The organism is Pseudomonas triticicola, from assembly GCF_019145375.1.
GTDB lineage: Bacteria > Pseudomonadota > Gammaproteobacteria > Pseudomonadales > Pseudomonadaceae > Aquipseudomonas > Aquipseudomonas triticicola.
In genome coordinates this window covers 4,786,391-4,804,928 of sequence record NZ_JAHSTX010000001.1, presented here as the reverse complement: position 1 = coordinate 4,804,928, position 18,538 = coordinate 4,786,391, and the positions used below count along the sequence as shown (strand labels likewise).

At 59.6% G+C, this 18,538-nt stretch carries 19 protein-coding genes and 1 pseudogene; 14 read left to right on the top strand and 6 right to left on the bottom strand.

Translation table 11 applies throughout. The annotated features are described in order from the left end of the window. Nucleotides 1–36 precede the first annotated feature (36 nt). Nucleotides 37–711, bottom strand: coding sequence for a RadC family protein (radC, locus tag KVG85_RS21150; protein ID WP_042608121.1), 675 nt, complete (start codon nucleotides 709–711; stop codon nucleotides 37–39). Nucleotides 712–844: 133 nt separating this feature from the next. Here radC and coaBC point away from each other — a divergent pair, with 133 nt between their 5' ends. From coaBC to KVG85_RS21120, 6 genes and pseudogenes are all read left to right on the top strand, one after another. Beyond that, nucleotides 845–2,053: a bifunctional phosphopantothenoylcysteine decarboxylase/phosphopantothenate--cysteine ligase CoaBC gene (gene coaBC, locus KVG85_RS21145; protein WP_016772551.1), complete on the top strand. Its 1,209-nt coding sequence runs from the start codon at nucleotides 845–847 to the stop codon at nucleotides 2,051–2,053. Between the two features lie 5 nt (nucleotides 2,054–2,058). After that, nucleotides 2,059–2,514: a dUTP diphosphatase gene (gene dut, locus KVG85_RS21140; protein WP_041476635.1), complete on the top strand. Its 456-nt coding sequence runs from the start codon at nucleotides 2,059–2,061 to the stop codon at nucleotides 2,512–2,514. Nucleotides 2,515–2,753: 239 nt separating this feature from the next. Then, a pseudogene (locus KVG85_RS21135) lies at nucleotides 2,754–4,157 on the top strand (phosphomannomutase/phosphoglucomutase); the annotation flags it as partial. A gap of 17 nt (nucleotides 4,158–4,174) precedes the next feature. Next, nucleotides 4,175–5,080: an acetylglutamate kinase gene (gene argB, locus KVG85_RS21130; protein WP_016772548.1), complete on the top strand. Its 906-nt coding sequence runs from the start codon at nucleotides 4,175–4,177 to the stop codon at nucleotides 5,078–5,080. Between the two features lie 436 nt (nucleotides 5,081–5,516). Next, a complete protein-coding gene (locus KVG85_RS21125; protein ID WP_123441840.1) occupies nucleotides 5,517–6,089 on the top strand; it encodes a hypothetical protein in 573 nt (190 codons plus the stop codon). Continuing rightward, the gene (locus KVG85_RS21120; protein WP_217864867.1) at nucleotides 6,076–6,468 is read left to right on the top strand and encodes a hypothetical protein; all 393 of its coding nucleotides are present in this window, start codon (nucleotides 6,076–6,078) and stop codon (nucleotides 6,466–6,468) included. The genes KVG85_RS21125 and KVG85_RS21120 overlap by 14 nt, the downstream gene beginning before the upstream one ends. Nucleotides 6,469–6,556: 88 nt before the next feature. On the opposite strand, the gene pyrE is transcribed toward KVG85_RS21120, so the two are convergent. After that, nucleotides 6,557–7,201 (bottom strand): orotate phosphoribosyltransferase, encoded by a 645-nt coding sequence (pyrE, locus tag KVG85_RS21115; protein WP_008062842.1) that lies wholly within the window; start codon nucleotides 7,199–7,201, stop codon nucleotides 6,557–6,559. 82 nt (nucleotides 7,202–7,283) lie between these two features. On the opposite strand from pyrE, the gene crc reads away from it, so the two are divergent. Further along, entirely contained in the window at nucleotides 7,284–8,063 is a 780-nt protein-coding gene (gene crc, locus KVG85_RS21110; RefSeq protein ID WP_217864866.1) for a catabolite repression control protein Crc, read from the top strand. A 65-nt stretch (nucleotides 8,064–8,128) separates the two neighbouring features. Here the strand turns inward: crc and gltS are convergent, their stop codons facing one another. The 3 genes from gltS to rph form a co-directional block, all read right to left on the bottom strand. Then, entirely contained in the window at nucleotides 8,129–9,337 is a 1,209-nt protein-coding gene (gltS, locus tag KVG85_RS21105) for a sodium/glutamate symporter (RefSeq protein WP_217864865.1), read from the bottom strand. 371 nt (nucleotides 9,338–9,708) lie between these two features. Beyond that, on the bottom strand, nucleotides 9,709–10,077 hold the full coding sequence (locus tag KVG85_RS21100) for a DUF4870 domain-containing protein (RefSeq protein WP_016772541.1): 369 nt from the start codon (nucleotides 10,075–10,077) through the stop codon (nucleotides 9,709–9,711). Between the two features lie 25 nt (nucleotides 10,078–10,102). After that, nucleotides 10,103–10,825, bottom strand: a complete 723-nt coding sequence (gene rph / locus KVG85_RS21095) for a ribonuclease PH (RefSeq protein WP_024014799.1) — start codon at nucleotides 10,823–10,825, stop codon at nucleotides 10,103–10,105. 268 nt (nucleotides 10,826–11,093) lie between these two features. On the opposite strand from rph, the gene KVG85_RS21090 reads away from it, so the two are divergent. From KVG85_RS21090 to KVG85_RS21065, 6 genes are all read left to right on the top strand, one after another. Then, nucleotides 11,094–11,957, top strand: a complete 864-nt coding sequence (locus KVG85_RS21090) for a YicC/YloC family endoribonuclease (protein ID WP_016770639.1) — start codon at nucleotides 11,094–11,096, stop codon at nucleotides 11,955–11,957. Between the two features lie 12 nt (nucleotides 11,958–11,969). Next, a complete protein-coding gene (gmk, locus tag KVG85_RS21085; RefSeq protein ID WP_039757364.1) occupies nucleotides 11,970–12,590 on the top strand; it encodes a guanylate kinase in 621 nt (206 codons plus the stop codon). Between the two features lie 168 nt (nucleotides 12,591–12,758). Next, nucleotides 12,759–13,022, top strand: a complete 264-nt coding sequence (rpoZ, locus tag KVG85_RS21080; RefSeq protein WP_008030604.1) for a DNA-directed RNA polymerase subunit omega — start codon at nucleotides 12,759–12,761, stop codon at nucleotides 13,020–13,022. A gap of 57 nt (nucleotides 13,023–13,079) precedes the next feature. After that, a complete protein-coding gene (spoT, locus tag KVG85_RS21075; protein ID WP_007920338.1) occupies nucleotides 13,080–15,185 on the top strand; it encodes a bifunctional GTP diphosphokinase/guanosine-3',5'-bis pyrophosphate 3'-pyrophosphohydrolase in 2,106 nt (701 codons plus the stop codon). 24 nt (nucleotides 15,186–15,209) lie between these two features. Next, complete coding sequence (locus KVG85_RS21070) at nucleotides 15,210–15,590, top strand: RidA family protein (RefSeq protein WP_014340863.1); 381 nt, start codon at nucleotides 15,210–15,212, stop codon at nucleotides 15,588–15,590. 65 nt (nucleotides 15,591–15,655) lie between these two features. Then, nucleotides 15,656–16,396, top strand: coding sequence for a hypothetical protein (locus KVG85_RS21065; RefSeq protein WP_217864864.1), 741 nt, complete (start codon nucleotides 15,656–15,658; stop codon nucleotides 16,394–16,396). A 140-nt stretch (nucleotides 16,397–16,536) separates the two neighbouring features. Here the strand turns inward: KVG85_RS21065 and KVG85_RS21060 are convergent, their stop codons facing one another. Next, on the bottom strand, nucleotides 16,537–17,394 hold the full coding sequence (locus KVG85_RS21060) for an SDR family oxidoreductase (RefSeq protein ID WP_217864863.1): 858 nt from the start codon (nucleotides 17,392–17,394) through the stop codon (nucleotides 16,537–16,539). Nucleotides 17,395–17,582: 188 nt separating this feature from the next. Here KVG85_RS21060 and exbB point away from each other — a divergent pair, with 188 nt between their 5' ends. Further along, nucleotides 17,583–18,536, top strand: a complete 954-nt coding sequence (exbB, locus tag KVG85_RS21055) for a tonB-system energizer ExbB (RefSeq protein WP_024014803.1) — start codon at nucleotides 17,583–17,585, stop codon at nucleotides 18,534–18,536. Nucleotides 18,537–18,538 lie beyond the last annotated feature (2 nt).

Sequence of the window (18,538 nt, the reverse complement as noted above, 5' to 3'; positions counted from 1 at the left end):
GCTCGCTCCCACAGGGTCCAGAATTGGCGCCGAGAACTACATCCAGCCACACTCCGCCATCGACAATGGTTCGCCGTCTCCGACGATAAAGTGATCGAGCACTCGCACGTCGATCAACTCCAGGGTCTTCTGTAGCCGTTTGGTCAGCAGCCTGTCCGCCTGACTCGGATCGGTGTTGCCGGACGGGTGGTTGTGACAGAGGATCACCGCTGCAGCGTTATTGGCCAGCGCGCGCTTCACCACTTCCCGGGGGTGCACGCTGGTGTTGTCGATCGAGCCGCGAAACAGCGCCTCGAAATTGAGCACCTGGTGCTTTGAATCGAGAAACAGGCAGCCGAACACCTCGTGCGGCTCATGCCGCAGCATCGCTTTGAGGTAATCGCGGACGACCTGAGGGTTCTCCAGTGCCGGCTTCTGTCGTGAGCGCTCGGCCAGATGGCGCTTGCTCATTTCCTGCGCGGCTTGCAGCTGGGCGAACTTGGCCGGGCCGAGGCCCATTTGTTTGCTGAATGCGTCCTGATCGGCCTCAAGCAGCAAACGCAGGCCACCGAATTGCGTCAGCAGATGTCTGGCAAGGTCGACAGCGCTTTTTCCGGGCAATCCGGTGCGCAGAAAAATCGCCAACAACTCGGCGTCCGAAAGACTTCCCGCCCCATGCTCCAACAGCCTTTCCCGCGGCCGTTCCGCCGCCGGCCAATCGCGAATACTCATAGCACCTCCTTGTCTGTGGGCGCCGCTGTTCCGTAGCGGTCGCTGTGATATCGTAGCCCATCTTTTTGGCGGTCGATTCAACCCTGGGGAGGGGCATCGCACCGCAGTCATCAACGAAATGAAAGGCAGACCTATGCAGCGGCTGTATCGGAAACGCATCGTTCTGGGCGTCGGCGGCGGCATTGCGGCCTACAAGAGCGCTGATCTGGTTCGCCGCCTGATCGACCAGGGTGCCGAAGTGCGCGTGGTCATGACCCATGGCGGCGCCGAATTCATCACCCCGCTGACCATGCAGGCCCTGTCGGGCCATCCCGTTCACCTCGACTTGCTCGACCCTGCCGCCGAAGCCGCCATGGGCCATATCGAGTTGGCGAAATGGGCCGATCTGGTGCTGATCGCTCCGGCCACCGCCGACCTGATCGCCCGCCTGGCCCAAGGCATTGCCAACGATCTGCTGACCACGCTGGTGCTGGCCACCGACGCCGTGGTTGCTGTCGCGCCAGCGATGAACCAGGCGATGTGGCGCGACCCGGCGACCCAGGCCAACCTGCAACTGCTGGAAAGCCGAGGCCTGAAGACTTTCGGCCCGGCCTCGGGCAGCCAGGCCTGCGGCGACGTCGGCATGGGCCGCATGATGGAAGCCACCGACCTGGCGCTGCTCGCCGCTGATTGCTTCCAGCGCCAGGCATTGACCGGCAAGCATGTGGTGATCACCGCCGGCCCGACTCAGGAAAACATCGACCCGGTGCGCTACATCACCAACCACAGCTCGGGAAAAATGGGCTTTGCCCTCGCCGAAGCAGCCGTGGAAGCCGGCGCCCGTGTGACGTTGATCAGCGGCCCGGTGCACCTGCCGACACCTGATCGCGTGACGCGGATCGATGTGGTCAGCGCCCGCGACATGCTCGCCGCCTGCGAATCGGCCATGCCTTGCGACGTGTTCATCTCGTCGGCAGCGGTGGCGGACTACCGCCCGGAAGTAGTAGCTCCGCATAAACTCAAGAAAGATCCTACGAGCGGTGACGGCTTCGTCCTGCAAATGGTGCGCAACCCGGACATCCTGGCCACCATCGCGACCCGTCCCGACCGTCCGTTCAGTGTCGGCTTCGCTGCCGAAACCGAACACCTGCTCGACTACGCTGCACGCAAGCTGAAGGACAAGAATCTCGATCTGATCGTCGCCAACGACGTCGCCAACCCGAGCATCGGTTTCAACAGCGAAGAAAACGCCTGCAGCGTCATCGACCGTGAGCTGCACGCCACGGTTTTCGCCCAGACCAGCAAGAGCAAGATCGCTCGTCAACTGGTCACTTTTATCGCCGAACGTCTGAACCAGGTTTAATTTACATGCACGCTTTGCAAGCCAAGATCCTCGATCCACGCATCGGTAGCGAATTCCCGCTGCCGCAATACGCCACTCCGGGCTCCGCCGGCCTCGACCTGCGCGCCATGCTGGAACAGGACATCGTGATCAAACCGGGTGAAACCGTGCTGATTCCCACCGGCCTGTCGGTCTATATCGGCGACCCGAATCTCGCCGCGCTGATCCTGCCGCGCTCGGGCATGGGCCACAAACATGGCATCGTGCTGGGCAATCTGGTCGGCCTGATCGACTCCGATTACCAGGGCCCCCTGATGGTCTCCTGCTGGAACCGCGGCCAGAGCGACTTCACCATGACCGTCGGCGAACGTCTGGCGCAATTGGTGCTGGTGCCGGTGGTGCAGGCGCATTTCGAAATGGTTGAAGAGTTTGTCGAGACCGAGCGCGGTACCGGTGGTTTTGGCCATACCGGCACCAAATAACCGGATAAAAATTATTGTGGTGAGGGGGTTTATCCCCTCACCACAAAAAATGCGCTACATCGGCAGCAGGTTTTAACACCGTAAATCAAGGTTTTGCCGGCCGAAAGCCACGCCAGCCGGGGCGTCATGGCCCTTTCATAGCACGAACTCTCTGTGGAAAACGCCGTCATACCCTTCAGTTTGAGCCTGCCGTCGAACATTTCGCCGGTCTGTCCCGCCCTTTTCGAGATGGAGCATGTCCACAGATGAGCACCCCCGCCAAGATCGCCCCGAAGCTGCCTGACAGCATTTTCCGCGCCTACGACATTCGTGGCACCGTGCCGGAATTCCTCAACGGCGAAACCGCCTACTGGATCGGCCGTGCCATCGGCTCGCAGAGCCTGGCCCAGGGCGAACCGAATGTGTCGGTCGGTCGTGACGGCCGCCTGTCCGGCCCGGAGCTGGTGGCGGAGCTCATTCGCGGCATCGCCGAGAGCGGTTGCCACGTCAGCGATGTCGGCCTGGTGCCCACGCCAGCGCTGTATTACGCAGCCAACGTGCTGGCCGGCAAGTCCGGGGTGATGCTCACCGGCAGCCACAATCCGTCGAACTACAACGGTTTCAAAATCGTCATCGCCGGCGACACCCTCGCCAACGAGCAGATTCAGGTGCTCCACGAGCGCATCAAGAACAACGACCTGAGCACTGGCCAGGGCAGCGTCACTCAGGTCGAAATCCTCGACCGCTACAACACCGAAATCGTCCAGGACATCAAACTCGCTCGTCGCCTGAAAGTCGTGGTCGACTGCGGCAACGGCGCGGCCGGCGTGATCGCCCCGCAACTGATCGAAGCGCTGAACTGCGAAGTCATCCCGCTGTTCTGCGAAGTCGACGGCAACTTCCCTAACCATCACCCGGACCCGGGCAAACCGGAAAACCTTGTCGACCTGATCGCCAAGGTCAAGGAAACCAACGCCGATATCGGCCTGGCCTTCGACGGCGACGGCGACCGCGTCGGCGTGGTGACCAACACCGGCAGTATCGTCTACCCGGATCGTCTGCTGATGCTGTTCGCTCGCGACGTAGTGGCGCGCAACCCGGACGCGGAAATCATCTTTGACGTCAAATGCACCCGTCGCCTGGTGCCGTTGATCAAGGAATACGGCGGTCGGCCGCTAATGTGGAAGACCGGTCACTCGTTGATCAAAAAGAAAATGAAACAATCCGGCGCGCTGTTGGCCGGCGAAATGAGCGGGCACATCTTCTTCAAGGAGCGCTGGTTCGGTTTCGACGACGGCATCTACAGCGCCGCACGCCTGCTGGAGATTCTCAGCAAGGAAAAATCCACTGCGGAAGAGCTGTTTGCGACCTTCCCGAACGATATTTCCACGCCGGAAATCAATATCCATGTGACCGAAGAGAGCAAATTCAGCATCATTGATGCACTGCACGATGCTCAGTGGGGCGAAGGCGCCGACCTGACCACCATCGACGGCGTGCGGGTCGATTACGCCAAAGGCTGGGGCCTGGTGCGCGCGTCCAACACCACACCGGTGCTGGTGCTGCGCTTCGAGGCCGATGACGAGGCTGAATTGCAGCGCATCAAGGATGTGTTCCACGCCCAACTGAAACGCGTTGCACCTGATCTCCAACTACCGTTCTGATCCACCCGGAGCCCTGAATGACCCTCGAACGCGAAGCCGCCGCCAACACTGCCAAGGTCCTGTCCGAAGCGCTGCCTTACATCCGACGCTATGTCGGCAAGACCCTGGTGATCAAATACGGCGGCAACGCGATGGAAAGCGAGGAGCTGAAAACCGGCTTCGCCCGCGACATCGTGCTGATGAAAGCCGTGGGCATCAACCCGGTGGTCGTGCACGGTGGCGGCCCTCAGATCGGTGACCTGCTCAAGCGTCTGTCGATCGAAAGCCATTTCGTCGACGGCATGCGCGTCACCGATGCGGCGACCATGGACGTGGTGGAAATGGTCCTTGGCGGTCAGGTCAACAAGAGCATCGTCAACCTGATCAACCGCCATGGCGGCAGCGCCATCGGCCTGACCGGTAAGGATGCCGGGCTGATCCGGGCGAAGAAGCTCACCGTTTCCCGCCAGACCCCTGAGATGACCCAGCCGGAAATCATCGACATCGGCCATGTCGGCGAAGTCGTAGGCATCAATACCGAGCTGCTGAACCTGCTGGTCAAAGGCAACTTCATCCCGGTCATCGCACCGATTGGCGTCGGTGAGAACGGCGAGTCGTACAACATCAACGCCGATCTGGTGGCGGGCAAGGTTGCCGAAGCGCTGAAAGCTGAAAAGCTGATGCTGCTGACCAACATTGCCGGCCTGATGGACAAGTCGGGCACCGTGCTGACCGGCCTGAGCACGCAGCAGGTCGACGACCTGATCGCTGACGGCACGATCTACGGCGGCATGCTGCCGAAGATCCGCTGCGCACTGGAAGCGGTTCAGGGTGGGGTTGGCAGTTCGTTGATCATCGACGGTCGTGTGCCGAACGCGATTCTGCTGGAAATCTTCACTGATACCGGCGTGGGCACGCTGATCAGTAATCGCAAGCGTCCTTGATGGCTGATCGCTGAAAGCAAAAGATCGCAGCCTTCGGCAGCTCCTACAGGGATTTCGCACACGCGAGAATCCGCTTTTGTAGGAACTGACGAAGGCTGCGATCTTTTTATGCGCGCAGGAAAAGCCTGACTCGACACAGCGAAACGTCCGACATCCCTTCAGAACAAATCTCCATAGGATCTTCCTCTCATCCAACGGAGATCCTCCCATGCAAAAAAACAGCGTTCCTTACGGCAGTGACATTTCGGCTGGCACTTACGCCTGCGTGGACTGCGGCCGAGAATATTCAGCCCCTTCGCAGACTTCGATGCCGCCCTGCCCTGACTTCACCGAAGCCTCTCACCCACTCAAGGGCTGGAAAGTGCTCAGCGGCCAAGGAGATGCACCCCAGGATCCCTATCCAGCCGCCAGCGACAAATAACCGGAGCGGCGCCTCATGCAGATCTCGTTCACGATCGACGCCGATGCTTTCGAGCAGGAACAAAAGGAACCGGTAAAAAAGACCTTGCGCATCGGCGACGCTGAAATCGCCCATGCGCTGGAGCGCATCGCCAAAGCCAGCCTGACCGAATACCTGAAAATGCTGGTCGAGGGCGGCATGCCCAGCCGGGCCGACGAAGCCAAGCAGGATCGCCTGCTGTATCTGATTCAGAGTTACTTCGGGCAAACCCTGCCGACCGAATCGCAGATCTCGACGATCTTTCAACTGACCCAGAGTCAAAGCAAAACCCTGCTGAAAAACACCGTTTCGCGTTTTCGCAATCAGCTCGACGACATCCTGCAGCACAGCATGCGCGCAGTGATCGAGTCCGCCGAACATGCGCAAAACGTGTTTCTGGTGGTGATCAGCTCGGACGTGATCCGCGATGAATTGAACATGCTCATCACCCAGAACGAGCCGACCTTCAAACCCATCACCAAACGCAAGGGCAGCGCCGGGCAATTCGAGATCAGCGAAGATTCCCACGCATTGCTCTGTGCAACGTTGGGTCTGAATGCCGTTCAGTGACATCGTCGCGGTCAGTGGCTTGCTGCTGACCCTGACCACGTTCATGTTCAATCTGGCGTGGCCGGCGCTCAATGCAGCGCTGGCTGAGGATGAATTTCAAAAAGGTTCGCAGGGCCGCAAGCGCAGTCGAGACAAGGTGATGGCAGCTTTCTACTGGCGAGCATTGCCATTGACGTGCGCTTTCGTGGCGCTGTTTTACGTTAACTTGCCGGCAGCAGTCGGGATCATGCGCAGCAGCACGCTGGATTTGTGGGATTTCGATGTGGATCGCACGTTGTACGTGATGGTGGTTGTTGCGCTATTGGTGTTTGCGCTGGTCAATGTCGGATTCGCGCTGAGACTGCTCAGGAAATGGCAAAAACTGCGTAGACCACTGTAGGAGCTGCCGAAGGCTGCGATCTTTTGATCTTGATCCTGAAAAACAAGATCAAAAGATCGCAGCCTTCGGCAGCTCCTACAGGTATGGATCACACGCCAAATTGCGCGCGGTACGCTTCCACGGCTGGCAAATGCTGTTTGAGCTGCGGATCATCGGCGAGGAATTCCAGCACCTGATTCAGCGAGACAATGCTGATCACCGGAATGCCGAAATCACGCTCGACTTCCTGGATGGCCGACAATTCGCCGTTGCCACGCTCCTGGCGGTTCAGTGCGATCAGCACACCGGCGGCCTTGGCGCCGTCCTGGGAAGCGATAATCTGCATCACTTCACGAATCGCGGTGCCGGCGGTGATCACGTCGTCGATGATCAGCACGTCGCCAGTCAGCGGTGCGCCGACCAGGCTGCCGCCCTCGCCGTGGGCCTTGGCTTCCTTGCGGTTGAAGCACCATGGCAGGTCACGGCCGTGATGTTCGGCCAGCGCAACGGCGGTCGTGGCCGCCAGCGGAATGCCTTTATAAGCCGGGCCAAACAGAACGTCGAAGGAGATGCCGCTCTCGGCGATGGCAGCGGCGTAGAAACGCCCCAGCTGCGCCAGGGCCGAACCCGAGTTGAACAGGCCGGCGTTGAAGAAGTAGGGACTGGTGCGCCCGGACTTCAGGGTGAACTCACCGAAGCGCAAAACGCCGCGATCGATGGCAAAACGAATGAAATCGCGCTGATACGCTTGCATGAAAAAAACCCCAAATACCACGGATTTAGCTAATTAGCTTGACGCCGTGTATCATACACGCACGCGATTTTTGGGGCCATTTATGCGGATCATCAGTGTGAACGTCAATGGTATTCAGGCGGCAGTCGAGCGCGGTTTGCTCAGTTGGCTGCAAGCCCAGAATGCCGACGTCATCTGCCTGCAGGACACCCGTGCCTCCGCCTTTGAACTGGATGACCCAGCCTTCCAACTGGATGGCTACTTCCTTTATGCCTGCGATGCTGAAGTCCCTGCCCAAGGCGGCGTGGCTTTGTATTCGCGGTTGCAACCGAAGGCTGTCATCAGCGGTCTCGGTTTCGAGACGGCCGACCGCTACGGGCGCTACCTGCAAGCAGATTTCGACAAAGTCAGTATTGCCACCTTGCTGTTTCCTTCGGGGATGAACGGCGATGAGGACTTGAACCAGAAGTTCAAGCTCATGGACGATTTCGGCAAGTACCTGGACAAACAGCGACGCAAACGTCGCGAGTACATTTATTGTGGCTCGCTGTACGTCGCGCAGCAGAAGCTCGACATCAAGAACTGGCGCGACAGCCAGCAATCTCCAGGCTTCCTGGCGCCGGAACGCGCCTGGATGGACGAGATTGTCGGCAACATGGGCTATGTCGATGCGCTGCGCGAAGTCAGCCGCGAAGGCGACCAGTACAGCTGGTGGCCGGACAACGAACAGGCCGAGATGCTCAATCTGGGCTGGCGTTTCGATTATCAGATCCTGACCCCGGGCCTGCGTCGCTCGGTGCGCAGTGCACGCCTGCCGCGTCAGCCACGGTTCTCGCAGCACGCGCCGCTGATCGTCGACTACGACTGGACGCTGACCACCTAAGCGTCCTCGCAGCCAAAAAAATGCCCGCATCGTGAGATGCGGGCATTTTTTATGCGCCATGCTTTCTAGACGGCAGCGAAGAATGGCAAGGCCAGGTACAGCTTGATCACGATGACGTTAACGATATCGATGAAGAACGCTCCTACCATCGGCACTACCAGAAACGCGATCTGCGATGGCCCATAGCGCTGCGTCACCGCTTGCATGTTGGCAATCGCCGTCGGCGTGGCGCCCAGACCGAAGCCGCAATGTCCCGCAGCCAGCACTGCGGCATCGTAGTTAGCGCCCATCACCCGGAACGTCACGAAAATCGCGAACAGCGCCATGACCAGCGCCTGCACGGCCAGAATGATAAAGATCGGCAATGCCAACGCCGCCAGATCCCAAAGCTTCAGCGACATCAGCGCGATCGCCAGAAACAGCGAGAGGCTGACATTGCCGAGCACAGAAACTTCGCGCTCGAATACCTGATACAAGCCAAGCGCTGACAGACTGTTGCGCAAAACCACACCCACGAACAGCACGCAAACAAACGTCGGCAGCTCGAAAGCAGTGCCCTGCAGCAAGCCATTCAAAAGATTGCCAGCGAGCAGGCTGACGGCAATCAGCGCCAGCGTTTCGACGAAAGAAAACGGCGTGATCGAGCGTTCCTTGTTCGGCTGTTCAAAACCTCTTGGCAGTCGCGGCGCTTGTTGCGGATTGCAACCTGGCACTTGAACACGCTTGATCAGCAACCGGGCGACGGGCCCACCGATCAACCCGCCCAGCACCAGACCGAACGTCGCTGAGGCCAGCGCCAGCTCCGAAGCCGAAGCCAGGCCATATTTCTCGCTGAACACCGCGCCCCATGCAGCGCCAGTGCCGTGGCCGCCGGCCAGCGTGATCGAGCCCGTCAGCAAGCCCATCAAAGGGTCGAGCCCGAGCAGGGTTGCCAACCCGATGCCCATGGCGTTCTGCACCACCAGCAAGCCAATGACCGCAAGCAGGAAGATACCGACAATGCGGCCGCCCTTCTTCAGACTGGCAAGGTCGGCACTCAAGCCAATGGTGGCAAAGAAAGCCAACATTAACGGTGTTTGCAATGATGTATCAAAGCGGACTTCAATATCGAAAGTGCGCAATATCAACAGGAGCATGGCAACCAGAAGGCCGCCCGCTACCGGTTCAGGAATATTGTAACTTCGCAGAAAGCCGACACGCGTAACAAGCCCGCGTCCGAGCAGTAGTACTAAAGAAGCGGCCACGAGCGTGCCGTAGAAATCGAGCTCAATCATGTGGATTATTCTTGGCTAAGTATTCACGAGGCGAGCGTTTACCTGGGCTCGACGGGTGAACCGGCTGATTTTATCAACACTGATTACTGGGGAATTCAAGTGCCATCGATGGCTTGAACATATCGAAATGTTTCAATCGAAACATTGCATCGGGCAACTTTAACAACCAGTTCTCGCCAATAACAAGAACGAGAATAAGCACGTGGTCGATCAGTTGTGACCAAAGATGTAATAGAGAAATATCAGCAAATAAATGCCAAACCGCACATCGTTAACAGACTAGTCCTACAACAAAAACCAATTATTGAGTTGCACAAATAAAAAGACCCCGATAAGTCGGGGGCATTTTCATATAGCGATACAACAGACTATTACTTGATCAGTCGCCAAGTGAACGGATATCTGTAAGGAAAACCTTCGTTGGCTTTGACCCCTGCAATGATCGTCAGGACCAGTGCCGCTATCGCCAGCAAGCCAAAGAGGAAGAAACCAATGATCAGCAGCATGAGCAGGAAGCAGATCATCGAGGCAATGGCGACAGTGATCTGAAAATTCAGCGCCTCTTTACCCTGCGCGTCGATGAACGGGTCCTTCTCGCGCTTCATCTGCCAAAGGATCAGCGGCCCGATCAGATTGCCGAACGGAATCCAGATCCCCAGCAAGGCGGACAAGTGACAGAACATCGCCCACTGGCGAACCTCCTGGCTCGGCTTGGGCAGCAACTCTTGCTCGTCACTCATCACGTCCTCCTTGTGGTCAAAAACCTCAGTCGGCCAGCGCAGCCTTCTGCAATTCGAAGATTTCGTTCATGCCCTGCTTGGCCAGTTCCAGCATGGCATTGAGCTCGTCAGGCTGGAACGGCGCGCCTTCAGCGGTGCCCTGCACTTCGATGAAGCCGCCGGTGCTGGTCATCACCACGTTCAGGTCGGTTTCAGCTGCAGAATCTTCAAGATAGTCCAGATCCAGCACGGGCTCGCCCTGGTACATGCCGACCGAGACCGCACCGATCATCTGCTTGAGCGGATCGCCGCCTTTCAGGCCGCCGCGCTTCTTGATCACTTTCAGGGCATCGACCAGCGCAACCATGGCGCCGGTGATGGAGGCGGTGCGAGTACCGCCATCGGCCTGGATCACGTCGCAATCGACGTACAGGGTCACGTCGCCGAGCTTGGACATGTCCAGCGCTGCGCGCAGGGAACGGCCGATCAGGCGCTGGATTTCGAGAGTACGACCGCCCTGCTTGCCACGGCTGGCTTCACGCTGGTTACGCTCGCCGGTGGCGCGTGGCAGCATGCCGTACTCGGCAGTCAACCAGCCCTGGCCCTGGCCTTTGAGGAAGCGCGGTACGCCGTTTTCGACGCTGACGGTGCAAATGACTTTGGTATCACCGAATTCGACCAGTACGGATCCCTCGGCGTGTTTGGTGTAGTTGCGGGTGATGCGGATCGAGCGGAGCTGATCGGCAGCGCGACCACTTGGACGTTTCATAGGGATACCTGTACTGAGGACGGAAAACTGCCGAGCATTATAGAGCGCTGCACCGCGAGTGGGCACTGGTTAAAACCGCCGGCCGACGACCGAAGCCCCTCAAGCGCGCATAACCGACGGGCTGCAGCGGTTTGTCACACCGTGTGTTTGGGCGCATTCGCCGCACTGCGCTACAATCCTGCGCCTTTGCTGCCAGTCGGCTTAAATTCATTGAAATCGCGCCTGCGAAACAGCGTTTCGCGCCGATCTGCATTGCGAGGTCACCGCCATGGTGCACAGCATGACCGCCTTCGCCCGCGTCGAGAAAGCCGGCGTTCAGGGCACCCTGAGCTGGGAACTGCGCTCGGTCAACAGCCGCTATCTGGAACCGCACCTGCGCTTGCCCGAATCGTTCCGCGACCTCGAAGGCGCCGTGCGTGAAGCGCTGCGTCAGGGCCTGTCGCGGGGCAAACTGGAATGCACGCTGCGCTTCACTGAAGAAAGCACCGGCAAACCGCTGCAAGTGGACCGCGAACGCGCCGCGCAACTGGTGGCCGCTGCGGAAACCGTTGCCGGGCTGATCAAGAATCCGGCTGCGCTGAATCCGCTGGAAGTGCTGGCCTGGCCCGGCGTGCTGGTGGCCGATGCGACCGACCCGCAAGCGCTGAACGCCGAAGCGCTGGCGCTGTTCAATCAGGGCTTGAAGGATCTGAAGGCTGGCCGCGAGCGCGAAGGCGCGGAGCTGGCTCGCTTGATCAACGACCGCCTGACGTCCATCGAAGAAGACGTGGTGACCCTTCGAGAACTGGTGCCGCAGATGCTCGCCACCCAGCGCCAGAAGGTCCTCGACCGCTTCGCCGACATGAAGGCCGAGCTCGACCCGCAGCGCCTGGAACAGGAAATGGTCATCCTCGCGCAAAAAAGCGACGTGGCCGAAGAACTGGATCGCCTGAGCACTCACATCATCGAAGTTCGCCGGGTGCTCAAGTCCGGTGGTGCCGCCGGGCGGCGTCTGGACTTCCTGATGCAGGAGCTCAACCGCGAGGCCAACACACTGGGCTCCAAAGCCTTCGACCCGCGCAGCACCCAGGCCGCCGTCAACCTCAAGGTGTTGATCGAGCAGATGCGCGAACAAGTGCAGAATATTGAGTAAGGCTACCCTGACATGACCCAACACACCGGCACCCTGTACATCATTTCCGCGCCATCGGGCGCGGGCAAGAGCAGTCTGGTCAAGGCCTTGACCGACGCCGATCCGGAGATCCGCGTTTCCGTTTCGCACACCACCCGCGCCATGCGCCCGGGCGAAGTGGATGGCGTGAACTATCACTTCGTGACCCGCGAAGAGTTCGTGAAGATGGGCGAGCACGGCGACTTTCTTGAGCGCGCCGAAGTCTTCGGCAACTTCTACGGCACCTCGCAAAGCCGTTTGCAACAGACCCTGGACGAAGGTCACGACCTGATTCTGGAAATCGACTGGCAAGGCGCCGAGCAAGTGCGCAAGCTGATGCCGCAAGCGCGCTCGATCTTCATCCTGCCACCATCGCTGCAGGCCCTGCACCAGCGCCTGACCAACCGCGGCCAGGACAGCGACGAGATCATCGACGGCCGCATGCGCGAAGCGGTCAGCGAGATGAGCCACTATGTCGATTACGACTACCTGATCATCAACGACGATTTCGCTCACGCGCTGGACGATCTGAAAGCGATTTTCCGCGCCAATCAGTTGCAACAGAAGCGCCAGCAAGTGCGTTTCGGCAAATTACTGGCTGAATTGCTCGGTTAAAACAGCACTTCCCAAAACGCCCGCAAGCGCTTTACATTGGTGCTTGCAGCGCGTTGAAGGGTCTGGTCAAAAAATCAGCGCTTCCCTAATCGCTGGTGATTTTTTAAACTGCTCAGTCCGCTCGCCCAACCGGGCAGCGCGCATATTGCATTCGCTCCGAGGAATACCATGGCCCGCGTAACCGTTGAAGACTGCCTAGAACACGTGGAAAACCGCTTTGAGCTGGTCATGCTCTCTACCAAGCGTGCCCGTCAACTGGCCACCGGCGGCAAAGAGCCATTGGTGCAGTGGGAAAACGACAAGCCGACCGTTGTCGCGCTGCGTGAAATTGCTGAAGGCCTGATGAGCTACGAGTTCATCGCCGAGCAGGAAATCGTCCAGGATGAACCGCTGTTCGCAGCGTTCGAGGACGAGTCGAACGAGGCCGTCTAAGCCTATGCCTGGTCGACGTAGCACGGCGCGGGGTCACAGCTTTCGGCAGGAATCATCATGCCGAGCATAGACGCCCTCGCCGATCGCTTATCGACCTACCTCGGCAACGACCAGGTCAACCTGGTCCGCCGAGCGTATTTCTACGCCGAACAAGCCCATGACGGTCAACGCCGTCGCAGTGGTGAGGCGTACGTCACGCATCCTCTTGCCGTGGCCAATATACTTGCCGACATGCACATGGACCATCAGAGCCTGATGGCCGCGATGCTGCATGACGTGATCGAAGACACCGGTATCGCCAAGGAAGCGCTGCAAGCGCAGTTTGGTGAAACCGTGGCCGAACTGGTCGACGGGGTCAGCAAACTGACCCAGATGAACTTCGAGACCAAGGCCGAAGCACAGGCTGAAAACTTCCAGAAAATGGCCATGGCCATGGCGCGCGACATCCGGGTGATCCTGGTCAAGCTCGCCGACCGTCTGCACAACATGCGCACGCTGGAAGTGCTGTCCGGCGAAAAACGCCGGCGTATCGCCAAGGAAACCCTCGAGATCTACGCACCCATCGCCAACCGGCTGGGCATGCACGCGATCCGCATCGAATTCGAAGACCTCGGCTTCAAGGCCATGCACCCGATGCGTTCCGCGCGGATCTACCAGGCGGTCAAGCGCGCCCGGGGCAACCGCAAGGAAATCGTCAACAAGATCGAAGAGTCCCTCGGCCATTGCCTCGCCATCGACGGCATCCAGGGCGAAGTCAGCGGTCGGCAGAAACACCTCTACGGCATCTACAAGAAAATGCGCGGCAAGCGTCGGGCCTTCAACGAAATCATGGACGTTTACGCGTTCCGGATCATCGTCGACAAGGTCGATACCTGCTACCGCGTATTGGGTGCTGTGCATAATTTGTACAAACCGTTGCCAGGGCGCTTCAAGGATTACATCGCGATCCCCAAGGCCAACGGCTATCAGTCGCTGCACACCACGTTGTTCGGCATGCACGGTGTACCGATCGAGATCCAGATCCGCACCCGCGAAATGGAAGAAATGGCCAACAACGGCATCGCCGCCCATTGGCTGTACAAATCCAGCGGTGACGAGCAACCGAAAGGCACGCACGCCCGCGCTCGCCAGTGGGTCAAAGGCGTGCTGGAAATGCAACAACGTGCCGGCAACTCGCTGGAATTCATCGAAAGCGTGAAGATCGACTTGTTCCCGGACGAGGTCTACGTGTTCACGCCGAAAGGCCGGATCATGGAGCTGCCAAAAGGCTCCACGGCGGTCGACTTTGCCTACGCAGTGCACACCGATGTCGGCAACAGCTGCATCGCCTGCCGCATCAATCGTCGTCTCGCGCCGCTGTCGGAACCGCTGCAAAGCGGCTCCACGGTCGAGATCGTCAGCGCTCCCGGCGCACGGCCGAACCCGGCGTGGCTCAACTTCGTGGTCACCGGCAAGGCACGCACACATATTCGTCATGCGCTGAAGCTACAACGCCGCTCCGAGTCCATCAGTCTTGGCGAACGCCTGCTGAACAAGGTCCTCAACGGTTTCGACAGCTCCCTGGAGAAGATCCCGGCAGAGCGCGTCAAAGCAATGCTTACCGAGTACCGCCTCGAACTGATCGAAGACCTGCTCGAAGACATCGGCCTGGGCAACCGCATGGCCTATGTCGTTGCCCGTCGCCTGCTCGGCGAAGGTGAGCAGCTGCCGAGCCCGGAAGGTCCGCTGGCGATTCGCGGTACCGAAGGCCTGGTGCTCAGCTACGCCAAATGCTGCACGCCGATCCCGGGCGACCCGATTGTCGGGCACCTGTCGGCGGGCAAAGGCATGGTCGTGCACCTGGATAACTGCCGCAACATCAGCGAAATCAGGCACAACCCGGAAAAATGCATCCAGCTCTCGTGGGCCAAGGATGTCACCGGCGAATTCAACGTCGAGCTGCGCGTCGAGCTGGAACACCAGCGCGGCCTGATCGCACTGCTGGCCAGCAGCGTCAACGCGGCCGACGGCAATATCGAGAAAATCAGCATGGACGAACGCGATGGTCGCATCAGCGTCGTGCAGTTGGTGGTCAGCGTCCACGACCGTGTGCACCTGGCCCGCGTGATCAAGAAACTGCGCGCCTTGACCGGGGTGATCCGCATCACCCGCATGCGCGCATAACCTGCCTATTACAAGGAGTCCTACATGACCAAAACCGTCATCACCAGCGACAAGGCCCCGGCCGCCATCGGCACTTACTCCCAAGCGATCAAGGCAGGCAACACCGTTTACATGTCGGGCCAGATTCCTCTGGACCCAAAAACCATGGAACTGGTTGAGGGCTTCGAAGCCCAGACCGTCCAGGTCTTCGAGAACCTCAAAGCCGTGGCCGAAGCTGCCGGCGGTTCGTTCAAGGACATCGTCAAACTGAACATCTTCCTCACCGACCTGAGCCACTTCGCCAAGGTCAACGAGATCATGGGCAAGTACTTCGACCAGCCATACCCTGCCCGCGCCGCCATTGGCGTGGCCGCCCTGCCGAAGGGTGCGCAGGTTGAAATGGATGCCATTCTGGTCATCGAGTGATGCGCACGGCGCGGCCTTCACGCCGCGCCGACTGCTGCAAGAAAAGGTTTTGAAAGGATTTCACCATGCGCAAAGCGCTAGCTCTCTCGCTGCTCGCCCTGTTTCTCGGCGGCTGCGCCAGCGACCCTGCCGACCGTGACATCAGCGGCACCTGGATCAACCAGGTGGCGATCGATGCCGCCGCCAAGGGCGGTCCCCTGCGTGAAGCGCTGCAGGCTTACGGCCCGAATCTGGAGTGGGACGTCAACACCAAGGCCGGTCAGGCCCGCTACACCAACGGTTTTGAGAACGTCGAAGGACGGCTGCTGGGCGGAGAGTCCGGCGCCTGGAAAGTCGACTTCTATGGCAGCTCCGCCAGCGAACTGAAACGCGACGGTGGACGTTTGCAGCAAGCTGCCAGTGACAACGAACCCGAGCAGCTTTTCGATCGTGCACAGATCCCGGTGCCGGAAGGCGCTCCAATCGGTGCCAGCTTCGAACGCGCTCTGTATTCAGCGTATCTGGGCGGCAACTGGACCATCGCCAGCGGCCAGGGTGAAGGCGGCACCGTGCAGTTCCAGGCCGACGGCCAGGTGACGGGCCTGCCGGGCGTTGATCGTTATGCCTTGTGCCTGGCCGGCGATTGCGCATCGATGAGCAATGGCAACGACAGCATGTGGCTACAACTCAATGGCCAGGGCAACAACTGGATCTTTGTGCGCAAGGGCAAGGAGCTGGAGATTTTGCAGGCAGTCAACGCTGCGCTGGCGGATGAGCAACCGCAGTTTGCCGCAGGTGAGCGCAAGTGGTTGCTGGAGAAGCAGTAACCTGCCTCCGAAATCTCAGAAGATCAAATGTGGGAGCGAGCCTGCTCGCGAACGCGGTGGGTCAGTCAAACTGATAATGACTGACATACCGCATTCGCGAGCAGGCTCGCTCCCACAGTGGTTTTTGTGTTGCTGAAAATTCAGCACTTACCTTCAAGAATCGCTGCATAGCCTTCGCGATAACTCGAATACTTCGGCACCCACCCCAACGCTTTCGCCCGCGCATTGCTGCAACGCTTGCTGCCAGTGCGCCGCACACTGGCGTCTTCCGCCCATTCAGTCACGCCCAGATACTCGCGCAACCAGCCCACCACTTCGGCCAACGGCGCTGGCGCGTCATCCACACCGATATAGAGCTGGTCCAGCTTGATGCCCTCGCGGTCTTTTTCCAGCAAGAACGCCAGCAGCCCCGCTGCATCATCGGCATGAATACGATTGCCATACAGCGGTGGCTCCGTAGCCACGCGATACCCGCGACGCACCTGAGTCAGCAGCCACTCGCGGCCCGGGCCGTAAATGCCGGTCAGGCGCACCACGCTAGCCGGGATGCCACTATTGAGCGCGACCTGCTCGGCTTCAAGCATCAAGCGACCTGAATATCCGGCCGCGACAGTCTCGGAGGTCTCATCCACCCATGCTCCATCCTGCTGGCCGTACACGCTGCTGCTCGACACGAAGATCAGCCGCTCAGGCACTTGCCCATAGTCGTCCAGCCAGCTCAGCACGTTCTGCAAGCCTTGCACGTAGGCCTTGCGGTAGCCCTCTTCATCGTGGTCGGTGGCCGCAGCGCAATACACCAGATAATCCACGGCACCCACCGGCCAGGTCGCCGGGCACTCTTCGTTGAACAGATCGCCGGTGACGCCGATGACACCCTCCGGCAGCTTGGAAACGTCGCGGCGCAGGCCATGAACTTGCCAGCCAGCCGCCAGCAATTGCGTGGCCAGACGACTGCCGACATCACCACAACCGGCAATCAAAACAGAAGGCGCGGACATCAGAAAACTCCCATCAGAAAGGCACAGACTAGCTCTGGCACAGGACGAACGGCTAGCAATGAAGGAAAAAAAGTTACTCTATTACTTTTGTTAACAAGAATTACTTGCAATAATGCACGCCACTTTTGTTCTCGGCCTCACGAGGCCTGGAAGAGCAACAACGTTTTTCTATCTCAGGTCCGGCCAGCATGACACGTAATCAAACTCCCGCTTCGCCAACCACTCGACCTCGCGCCTGGAGCGCTGTCGCGGCTTTGCTGCTCAGCCTGATGCTGGCACCGACCGCCGCCTTCGCCGACGCTCAAGCACCCGCCACCCCAGCCGCCACCGAGCAGAGCGCACCCGCTGCCGCTCCGGCTGCACCGGCCGCCACCGATCCAGTGCAGGCTGTCGACGCGGCCGACGCACCTGAAGTCCTCGAAGCCGACAACACCTTGGGCATGGCCCACGACCTGTCGCCGTGGGGCATGTACCAGAACGCCGACATCATCGTGAAAATCGTGATGATCGGTCTGGCCATCGCATCGATCATCACCTGGACTATCTGGATCGCCAAAGGCTTCGAGCTGATGGGCGCCAAGCGTCGTCTGCGTGGCGAAATTGCCGCACTGAAAAAAGCCACCACCCTCAAGGAAGCCAGCGCCACCGCTGGTAAAGAAGGCACCCTCGCCAACCTGCTGGTGCATGACGCGCTCGAAGAGATGCGCCTGTCGGTCAACAGCCGCGAGAAAGAAGGCATCAAGGAGCGTGTCAGCTTCCGCCTCGAGCGCCTCGTAGCGGCCTGCGGTCGCAACATGAGCAGCGGCACCGGCGTCCTCGCCACCATCGGTTCGACCGCACCGTTCGTAGGTCTCTTCGGTACCGTGTGGGGCATCATGAACTCGTTCATCGGCATCGCCAAAACCCAGACCACCAACCTCGCCGTTGTCGCACCGGGTATCGCTGAAGCCCTGCTGGCCACTGCACTGGGTCTGGTTGCGGCGATTCCTGCGGTAGTGATCTACAACGTCTTCGCCCGCTCCATCGCCGGTTACAAGGCGCAGGTCTCCGATGCCTCGGCAGAAGTCCTGCTGCTGGTCAGCCGCGATCTCGACCACCAGCCTGAGCGCAGCTCGCAGCCGCACATGGTTAAAGTGGGGTAATC